Source organism: Halochromatium sp., assembly GCF_046541315.1.
Classification (GTDB): Bacteria; Pseudomonadota; Gammaproteobacteria; order Chromatiales; family Chromatiaceae; genus Lamprobacter.
The window spans coordinates 1-7,264 of record NZ_JBKHDN010000147.1; the positions used below are offsets into that span (position 1 = coordinate 1).

Sequence of the window (7,264 nt, forward strand, 5' to 3'; positions counted from 1 at the left end):
TTGTCGCCGATCTCAGGCGGGGTCAGCGGCGCCGAGCGGAGACAGCGTCTCAAGCGCCCAGCGCGGGCGCGCGCCAAAGCTCAGCGCCTCATGCTGACCGGCCGCCAAGCGCTCATGCCCGGCCAAGGCGATCATCGCGCCGTTATCGGTACACAGTGCCGCGCGCGGATAGAACACCGCCACTCCGAGCGCGTCCATCTGCGCATCCATGCGCGCGCGCAGACGCCGATTGGCACTCACCCCGCCGGCCAGGATCAGGCGCTTTGCGCCGGCGGCCTCGACCGCCCGTCGGCACTTGATCAGCAACGTCTCGACCACGGCCTCCTCGAACGCGCGCGCGATGTCGGCGCGCGCCTGTTCGAGATCCTCGCGCTCGACTTGCACCCGCCGCCAGGCGGTGAGGGCAAAGGTCTTGAGCCCGCTGAAGCTGAAATCCAGGCCGGGACGATCGGTCATCGGCCGCGGGAACCGATAGCGGGTCGGATCGCCCTGCTCGGCGAGCCGGGCGAGCGCCGGCCCGCCCGGATACGGCAGGCCGAGGATCTTCGCGGTCTTGTCGAAGGCCTCGCCGGCGGCATCGTCGACCGATTCGCCGAGAATGCGATAATGGCCGATGGCTTGCACATCGACGAGCTGCGTATGCCCGCCCGAGACCAGCAAGGCGACGAAAGGGAAGGCCGGTGCCGGATCTTCCAGCAGTGGCGCGAGCAGATGCGCTTCCATGTGATGCACCGCCAGCGCCGGCACATCCCAGGCCCAGGCCAGGCTGCGCCCGAGCGCGGCGCCGACCAGCAGCGCTCCGACCAGCCCCGGACCGGCGGTGTAGGCGATGCCGTCGATCTCGGCCGGGGTCAGCCGGGCCTCGTCGAGCACCTGCTCGATCAGCGGCAGCAGCTTGCGGATGTGATCGCGCGAGGCCAGCTCCGGCACCACGCCGCCATACTCGGCATGCACTTCGACCTGGCTGTAGACCGCATGCGCGAGCAGCCCCGCGCCGCCGGGTCCACCGTCGTAGATCGCGACACCGGTCTCGTCGCAGGAGGTCTCGATACCAAGCACACGCATCCCGGGCAACTCCTCGTTCGTCTCTCTGGATGATCTGAGCCGGTGTCCAGCAACGGCTTCGCGCTGTCAGCGCCAGCCTGCGGACGCAAGGTCTTGCGACGATAGCGCTTGCATCGGTCGCCACGCAACGGCTATGCTGGTGGATTATCCGTAGTGTAACCGATCGATCCCAACCCTGGACATCGCCAACGGGAGTCTCCATGCCCAGCGTCCGCGTCAAAGACAATGAACCCTTCGAGGTGGCCCTGCGTCGCTTCAAACGCTCGTGCGAGAAGGCCGGCGTACTCGCCGAGGTCCGTCGCCGCGAGTTCTACGAAAAGCCGACCAGCGAGCGCAAGCGCAAGAAAGCCGCTGCCGTCAAGCGCCACCACAAGAAGCTCTCGCGCGAGGCGCGGCGCTGGGAACGCACGTTCTGACCCCTGATCCTCGAGGCACTGACAGCCCGATGTTGAAAGCGCGCTTACAAGCCGACATGAAGGCGGCGATGAAGTCCGGCGACAAGGCCCGTCTCGGCGTGATTCGGCTCATCCATGCCGCCATCAAGCAGCGCGAGATCGATGAGCGCGGCGAACTCGACGACACCCAGGTACTCGCGGTGCTCGACAAGATGCTCAAGCAGCGGCGCGACTCGGTGGCCCAGTACACCGAGGCCGGGCGCGAGGATCTCGCCGAGAAGGAACGCTTCGAGATCCAGGTCTGTCAGGACTACCTGCCCGCCGCGCTCAGCGACGACGAGATCGACGCCCTGATCGGCAGCGCCATCGCCGACACCGGCGCCGCCGGCATGCAGGACATGGGCAAGGTCATGGGCGTCCTCAAGCCCAAGCTTCAAGGGCGCGCCGACATGGCTGCGGTCAGCGGCGCGGTAAAGGCAAGGCTCGCAGGCTGAGGCGCGGTCACGACGGCCGCCACCACGCCTGCCGCATCAGGCGTGGAAGACGATGGCCGGCAAGATTCCGTTAGACTTCATCGAACGCCTCCTCGAGCGCATCGAGATCGCCGAGATCGTCGGCGCGCGCGTGCAGCTGAAGCAGGCCGGCGCTCTGCTGAAAGGGCTCTGCCCCTTCCACAACGAGAAGACGCCGTCCTTCGTCGTCACCCCGAGTCGCCAGACCTATCACTGCTTCGGCTGCCACGCGCATGGCAATGCCATCGATTTCCTCATCGAGCATGATCGGCTCGAGTTCCGCGAGGCGATCGAAGAGTTGGCGCAGCATGCCGGCCTGGAGCTGCCGAGCGAGGTCGACGCGGCTCCGGCCGGTCCCGATCCAAAGCCCCTCTACCGAATCCTCAAGCAAGCCGCGACCCTGTTTCAGCAGCAGCTGCGCGCGCATCCCCAGGCGCGGCGCGCGGCGGACTATCTGCGTGGCCGCGGCCTCAGCGGCGAGATCGCCGCCCGTTTCGGGCTTGGCTTCGCGCCCCCGGGCTGGGACTTCCTCCTCGGGCAGCTTGGCCAAGCCCCTGACGCCCAGACCTTGCTTGAGCGCGCCGGTTTGGTCATCGAGCGCGATGGCCGGCGCTATGATCGCTTTCGCGACCGCATCATGTTCCCGATCCGCGATCGGCGCGGCCGGGTCATCGGCTTCGGCGGCCGCCTGCTCGAGGACGGCGAGCCGAAATATCTGAATTCGCCCGAGAACCTGGTCTTCCACAAGGGCCGCGAACTCTATGGCCTGTACGAGGCCCAGCAGGCCAACCGGCAGCCGCCGCGCCTGCTCGTCGTCGAGGGCTACATGGATGTGATCGCGCTGGCGCAATTCGGCGTCCCCTATGCGGTGGCCACCCTGGGCACGGCGACCACGCCCGAGCACCTGACCCGACTCCTGCGCAGCGCGCCCGAGCTGGTGTTCTGTTTCGATGGCGACCGCGCCGGCCGCGAGGCCGCCTGGAAGGCGCTCCAGATCGCGCTGCCACAGGCCACCGGCCGCACGCCGATCCGCTTCCTGTTCCTGCCCGAGGGCGAGGATCCGGACAGCCTGATTCGCCAGGAAGGCGCGGGGTCCTTTGAGCAACGGATGGAGCAGGCCACATTGCTCTCCGACTTCCTGTTCGAGCGTTTAGCCGCCGACCGCGACCTCGCCAGCGATGAAGGCCGCGCGGGCCTGGATGCCGCCGCCCGTCCCTTGCTGGACAAGGTTCCCGCGGGCACCTTCCGCGACCTGCTCGAACAGCGCCTCGCCCGGCTCGCCGGCGTCGAGCACCGCGCACGCCAGTACCCAGGCCCGCGCCCGACTCCGTCTCGCGCCCAAGCACGCGCCCAGGGGTCCAGACAAGGGCTCACCCAGCTCAACCCGATGCGACGCGCCATCGCCCTGCTGCTGGACGACCCGGCCCTGGCGCCGCACGCGCTCGCCGAGCCCGACGATTGGCGCGAGATCGACAGCCCCGGCGTGCGGTTGCTCACGGAGCTGCTCGAGGTCATCGGCGAGCGGCCCGGGATCTCGTCCGCGGCGCTGCGCGAGCATTGGCGCGAGCGCGATCAGGCCACCATCGTCGAGCGGCTCTCGCATTCCGCCCTGCTCGCCCATATTCCCCCGGAAGGCAGGGGAGAGGAACTCGCCGGCGCCATCCGGCGCCTGAACCGCGACGGGCGCTTGAGCTTGCGCCAACGTCTGTTGTCCAAGGCCAGCACCGAGGGCCTCACGGCCGAGGAGCGGACCGCGTTGCGACGCGCCCTGAGGCCGCCCGCCACTGCCGTGTCGCAACAAACAAAAGACTAGACAAATAAAGCAAACATTGTTATACTGGTATGTTGCTTGTCGGGGCATTCAAACAAATGCATTGCCTCAAGCAACCCAGCACCCTGACATCTCGACTTCGCCCCATGGGTATCTGCATGGATCAAGAACAGCAGCAGTCGTCCCAGCTCAAGCAGCTGATCGCTAAAGGCAAAGAACAGGGGTTTTTGACCTATACCGAGGTCAACGACCACCTGCCGCCCGGCATCGTCGAGGCGGATCAGATCGAAGACATCGTGCGCATGATCAACGACATGGGCATCGCCGTCCATGAGAGCGCGCCGGCCGAGATCGACCAGCTCAGCGACGACGCCGCCGTCGCCGACGACGAGGCCGCCGAGGCCGCCGCTGCCGCGCTCGCCTCGGTCGACAGCGAGTTCGGCCGCACCACCGACCCAGTGCGCATGTACATGCGCGAGATGGGCACCGTCGAACTCCTGACCCGCGAGGGCGAGCTGCGCATCGCCAAGCGCATCGAGGACGGCCTCAACCAGGTCTTGGCCGCGCTCTCGGTCTACCCGCGCACGGTGCAGGAACTGCTCGACCTCTTCGCCAAGGCCGAGCAAGGCGAGATGCGCCTCGCCGAGGTTATCAGCGGCTTCCGCGATGAGGATGACGCGGTACCCGAGCCCACGATCAAGAACAGCGCCGATGCCGACGACGAGGATGACGAAGAGACCCTCGATACCGGGCCCGATCCGGAAGAGGTCGCGCGGCGCGTCGGCGATCTGCGCACCCACTACCAAATCTTTGCCGAAAAACTCGAACAGCATGGCCGCGAGCATCCCGAGACCCAGGCCGCTCTCGCTCAGGTCTCGGAGGATTTCCTGCAATTCAAGCTCGTCGCCGGCATCTTCAATCGGCTCGTCGAGATGCTGCGCGAGACCATCGAGCGCATCCGCTCGCAGGAGCGCCAGATCATGGGCCTCTGCGTCGATGGCGCCGGCATGCCGCGCAAGACCTTCATCGACTCCTTCCCGGAGAACGAGACCAACAGCGACTGGATCGAGACGCAGATGCGCGGCAATGCGGCCTGGACCAAGCGCCTCGCCAACTATGCCGACGAGGTGCGCCGCGCGCAGCGCCGGCTCCAGGAGATCGAGCGCACCAACCTGCTGACGATCGCCGAGATCAAGGAAACCAACCGCAAGATGTCGATCGGCGAGGCCAAGGCCCGCCGCGCCAAGAAGGAGATGGTCGAGGCCAACCTGCGCCTGGTGATCTCGATCGCGAAGAAGTACACCAACCGCGGCTTGCAGTTCCTGGACCTGATCCAGGAAGGCAACATCGGCCTGATGAAGGCGGTCGACAAGTTCGAATACCGCCGCGGCTACAAGTTCTCGACCTACGCCACCTGGTGGATTCGCCAGGCCATCACCCGCTCGATCGCCGACCAGGCGCGCACCATCCGCATCCCGGTGCACATGATCGAGACCATCAACAAGCTGAACCGCATCAGCCGCCAGATGGTGCAGGAGATGGGCCGCGAGGCGACGCCGGAAGAACTGGCCGAGCGCATGGAGATGCCCGAGGACAAGGTGCGCAAGGTGCTCAAGATCGCCAAGGAGCCGATCTCGATGGAGACCCCGATCGGCGACGATGAGGACTCGCACCTTGGCGACTTCATCGAGGACTCCACAGTGATCTCGCCGGTCGACTCGGCCACCTCGGAGGGTCTGCGCGAGGCGACCCAGAACATGCTCGCCAGTCTCACCTCGCGCGAGGCCAAGGTGCTGCGCATGCGCTTCGGCATCGACATGAACACCGACCACACGCTGGAAGAGGTCGGCAAGCAGTTCGACGTCACCCGCGAGCGCATCCGTCAGATCGAGGCCAAGGCCCTACGCAAGCTGCGCCACCCGACCCGCTCCGAAAAGCTACGCAGCTTCCTCGACGCCGACTGAATCTCGATCGCTTGGCTGACCTCGCCAATCGCGCACGGACGCGACCTGCGGCAACCCCCAAGTTGCCGCGCCCACCTCTCTGGGCCGTTAGCTCAGCGGTTAGAGCAGGGGACTCATAATCCCTTGGTCCTAGGTTCGAATCCTAGACGGCCCACCAATTGAAACAGAGGGTTAGGTGATTTTTGAGCCTGCTAGTCATCGCCAAGATCGAATCAGGGTAACGCTCGGGGTAACATCTTGGCGGCGTTAGGGGCTGCTCGCCGGAGAAACGGAACGATAGGAGCGAGGGAGAAAGCAGGGAGTCCGTTAGGTCCGCGATTCTCGCGCACCGATCCCCTCAGCCCTCAGCCCTCAGCCGCCGATCGCCGGGGCTTGCGATGCACCGATCAGTGCAGCGGTCTGGCGATGCGACTCGGATAGCATCGGCGCAAATGCGCAGATTCGTGCAGTCTGCGCAGCCTGCCCGCACGCGCCCGGTGAGGGTCTAGGCCGGCATCGTCGCGGCAGGACGATAGGCGCTGTCTATGGGTATAGCTGATGCTTGAAAAACGCTAAGCCATTGATGGATAGAGCTCGCCAAAATCCATGCCCGATAGATATGGCCGATGATGCGGCATCAAGCCGCCGTGCTTGGCGCATGAATAAGCCCACCAGGGCGCGCCCGTGGCGGGCTTGATCGTCGCCAGCGGCGGCGCCGAATGCGCGGTATGGGCGGTGGGTGTCGTTATATTTTAACGACCCAGGACAGCGCCAGCGGCGGCCTGGATGCGGCTGATCCGGGAAAATCCCGGATGTAGCGGCTTGGTGGCGATCTTCGCCATGCAGATCGGCGGGCGCGCAGGGCCAAACTGCTACGAACGTAGCATTTTGGTGTCAGCCAGGCACGGCTGGTCCGAATGTCGCCCTTGACCCTCTCAGAGTCAGCCGCTAGTTTTGTAGTAGAGGCATCGGTACTTGTGCCGACCTCAGAAGGCCCGGAACCCCCGGCTGCTGCTCGGGGTAACATCTGGGCCTTTCCTCTTTCGGGTAAGCTGACGTCGGCCCTGACAGGAGCGGGACGCGATGCTGAGCCTTCAGTGTCAAAATCCGTGCACATCGGGGCCTTCTTCTTTCCCGGCGAGCCTCACGCCCTTATCCGAGCTTGGCCCAACTTGCCTGCGCCGAGTGTTGTGGCTACGCTCTTACTCTCGACTCAGCCGGACGCCTGTCGTAAGGCAGGGAGGGCTCCAAATGATCTGTCGCCTTGCGCGCCTGCTCTTTGGCATGAGGGATACCCCGCCCCTCGCGGCTGAGTCGTTTTCTCTCTAGGCGCTCAACTGCTCGTATCTGAGCATTTGCATTCGATTCAGCGACATACCGATCGCGCGCAAAGCCGTTCGTGAGGGATCACCACCAGCCCAAGCACGGCCTCATCCGCCAGCCGTTCATGCTGCGCTACCAATCGCTCGTAAGTGCGCCGGTGCATACCACGCGGCTTCGTCCTGATGACCGGCTCGCTATCCGACCAGCCCAAGCGCCGACGAATCCGTAGCCCATCTTTAACACCCATATTTATTA

General features: G+C 65.4%; 5 protein-coding genes, 1 tRNA gene and 1 pseudogene. 5 read left to right on the top strand and 2 right to left on the bottom strand.

Features of this window, described 5'->3' with window-relative positions:
- Nucleotides 1–12: 12 nt before the first annotated feature.
- A complete protein-coding gene (tsaD, locus tag ACLFQI_RS10060) occupies nt 13–1,065 on the bottom strand; it encodes a tRNA (adenosine(37)-N6)-threonylcarbamoyltransferase complex transferase subunit TsaD (RefSeq protein WP_410759002.1) in 1,053 nt (350 codons plus the stop codon).
- Nucleotides 1,066–1,265: 200 nt separating this feature from the next.
- On the opposite strand from tsaD, the gene rpsU reads away from it, so the two are divergent.
- The 5 genes from rpsU (at nt 1,266) to ACLFQI_RS10085 (ending at nt 5,864) form a co-directional block, all read left to right on the top strand.
- A complete protein-coding gene (gene rpsU, locus ACLFQI_RS10065; RefSeq protein ID WP_201245314.1) occupies nt 1,266–1,481 on the top strand; it encodes a 30S ribosomal protein S21 in 216 nt (71 codons plus the stop codon).
- Nucleotides 1,482–1,510: 29 nt separating this feature from the next.
- Nucleotides 1,511–1,954: a GatB/YqeY domain-containing protein gene (locus tag ACLFQI_RS10070; protein WP_410759004.1), complete on the top strand. Its 444-nt coding sequence runs from the start codon at nt 1,511–1,513 to the stop codon at nt 1,952–1,954.
- Between the two features lie 52 nt (nt 1,955–2,006).
- Complete coding sequence (gene dnaG / locus ACLFQI_RS10075) at nt 2,007–3,785, top strand: DNA primase (RefSeq protein ID WP_410759005.1); 1,779 nt, start codon at nt 2,007–2,009, stop codon at nt 3,783–3,785.
- 116 nt (nt 3,786–3,901) lie between these two features.
- Nucleotides 3,902–5,707 carry an RNA polymerase sigma factor RpoD gene (gene rpoD / locus ACLFQI_RS10080; protein ID WP_410759007.1) on the top strand — a complete coding sequence of 602 codons (1,806 nt, stop codon included), beginning with the start codon at nt 3,902–3,904 and terminating at the stop codon, nt 5,705–5,707.
- Nucleotides 5,708–5,788: 81 nt separating this feature from the next.
- A tRNA-Ile gene (locus ACLFQI_RS10085) sits at nt 5,789–5,864 on the top strand.
- Nucleotides 5,865–7,052: 1,188 nt separating this feature from the next.
- Here the strand turns inward: ACLFQI_RS10085 and ACLFQI_RS10090 are convergent.
- A pseudogene (locus ACLFQI_RS10090) lies at nt 7,053–7,264 on the bottom strand (hypothetical protein); the annotation flags it as partial.

Excerpts from the sequence above, each read along its gene's own strand:
- tsaD (WP_410759002.1), bottom strand. The coding sequence starts at position 1,065 with ATGCGTGTGCTTGGTATCGAGACCTCCTGCGACGAGACCGGTGTCGCG.
- rpsU (WP_201245314.1), top strand. The coding sequence starts at position 1,266 with ATGCCCAGCGTCCGCGTCAAAGACAATGAACCCTTCGAGGTGGCCCTG.
- ACLFQI_RS10070 (WP_410759004.1), top strand. The coding sequence starts at position 1,511 with ATGTTGAAAGCGCGCTTACAAGCCGACATGAAGGCGGCGATGAAGTCC.
- dnaG (WP_410759005.1), top strand. The coding sequence starts at position 2,007 with ATGGCCGGCAAGATTCCGTTAGACTTCATCGAACGCCTCCTCGAGCGC.
- rpoD (WP_410759007.1), top strand. The coding sequence starts at position 3,902 with ATGGATCAAGAACAGCAGCAGTCGTCCCAGCTCAAGCAGCTGATCGCT.